Below are 1493 nucleotides of genomic sequence, written 5' to 3' on the forward strand. Positions count from 1 at the left end.
TCCGGCTGCGGATCGCCCTCATGTGCCGGGTCGCCTCGACGACGTTGCCGGTGCCCGCTTCGCCCTTGGAGCGGATCATGGCCGCTCCCTCGGAGATCCGGCGGAGGGCCTCGCCCAGGTCGGTGGCGCCGCAGACGAACGGCACCGTGAACGCCCACTTGTCGATGTGGTGCGCCTCGTCGGCGGGCGTCAGCACCTCGGACTCGTCGACGTAGTCGACCCCGAGCGCCTGGAGCACCTGCGCCTCGACGAAGTGGCCGATGCGGGCCTTGGCCATGACCGGGATGGACACGGCGCCGATGATGCCGTCGATCATGTCGGGGTCGCTCATCCGCGACACGCCGCCCTCGACCCGGATGTCGGCCGGGACCCGCTCCAACGCCATGACGGCGACGGCGCCGGCGTCCTCCGCGATCTTCGCCTGATCGGGCGTGACGACGTCCATGATCACGCCACCCTTGAGCATCTCGGCCATCCCGCGCTTCACGCGGGCGGTACCCGTCGCGGGGCCGGTCTGCGGAACGGCGGTCTCAGGGGTGGAGCTGGATGTCGACACGGTTTCTACCTCACGCTTTCAACGGACAGTCTGCCGAACCCATGATATTGCCTGACCGCTCCCGCCCTGGACCCGTCAGTGTGTCATCGCCGGACCCGGCCGCTTATCACCCTGTAGGCCGCCCGTGCCGCGCCCCGCCTGGAGGCGGTCCGTCAGGGGACCCGGGGCTTGCCGGAATTGACGAGCATGATCCAGACCGGTCCGGTGGCGAAGGTCATCGGCTCGCCGGTCGCGGTGGTGAACGTCGTGCCCTTGCTCTCGGAAGGACGTGACCAGCGGGCGTCGTAGGACTTGCCGTCGCGCAGCACGACCGCCTTGCCGGTACCGGTGGTCTTGATCAGCGGGGTGTAGTTGCCGAGGAAGTCGTGGAACTGCGAGCGGGTCGTCTTGGCGTACTGCACCACGACCGTCGGGGCGCCGAGCTGGCCGCCCTCGGCGGCCCGGTCCGGCTGCCCGGAGTAGGACGCCAGCCACCGCTTGGCGGAGGACGACCAGCGAAAGCCCATCGTCTCGGCGGGCCAGCGGGCGGTGAAGGTCCTGGTCGCCTTGCCTCCGGCCGGCGCGGGACCGAACCGGAAGCCGATGTCCTTCGGGCCGGTGGCCTTGGGCGCCTGCTTGAGCAGCGCTCTGGGGCTGGTGAACAGGTTGTACGGCATAGGGCGCCCGCTCACCCGGAAGTAGGAGCGCCCGCCGTTGTCCTGGGAGATGTCGTAGAGCGGGGCCCTGCGGATGGAGGGCTTCATCTTGCTCTGCACGCCCGAGAACGCGAACGCGGGCCTGCCGTACTGCCGCAGGATGTGGAGATCGGAGATGCGGGCGCTCCGCACCGGGCCGAGCCTCGCCGGGAGCTTCGAGGAGAAGATCGCCATGATCCTGGTCACGCCGCCCTCGACCTGCTCGACATAGACGATGTCGGCCGAGCGGAGGCCCTCCTGCG

1 protein-coding gene and 1 pseudogene are annotated in these 1493 nt (G+C 69.7%); both read right to left on the reverse strand.

What is annotated here, in order from left to right:
* Nucleotides 1-475 (reverse strand): annotated as a pseudogene (locus HKK72_RS39190) (pyridoxal 5'-phosphate synthase lyase subunit PdxS); the annotation flags it as partial.
* 233 nt (nucleotides 476-708) lie between these two features.
* The coding region (locus HKK72_RS39195) for a DUF3048 domain-containing protein (RefSeq protein ID WP_187239421.1) at nucleotides 709-1493 on the reverse strand (785 nt) is incomplete at its 5' end.

Origin of the sequence: Actinomadura sp. HBU206391, from assembly GCF_014323665.1 — a bacterium.
In the GTDB taxonomy this organism is placed as follows: domain Bacteria; phylum Actinomycetota; class Actinomycetes; order Streptosporangiales; family Streptosporangiaceae; genus Actinomadura_C.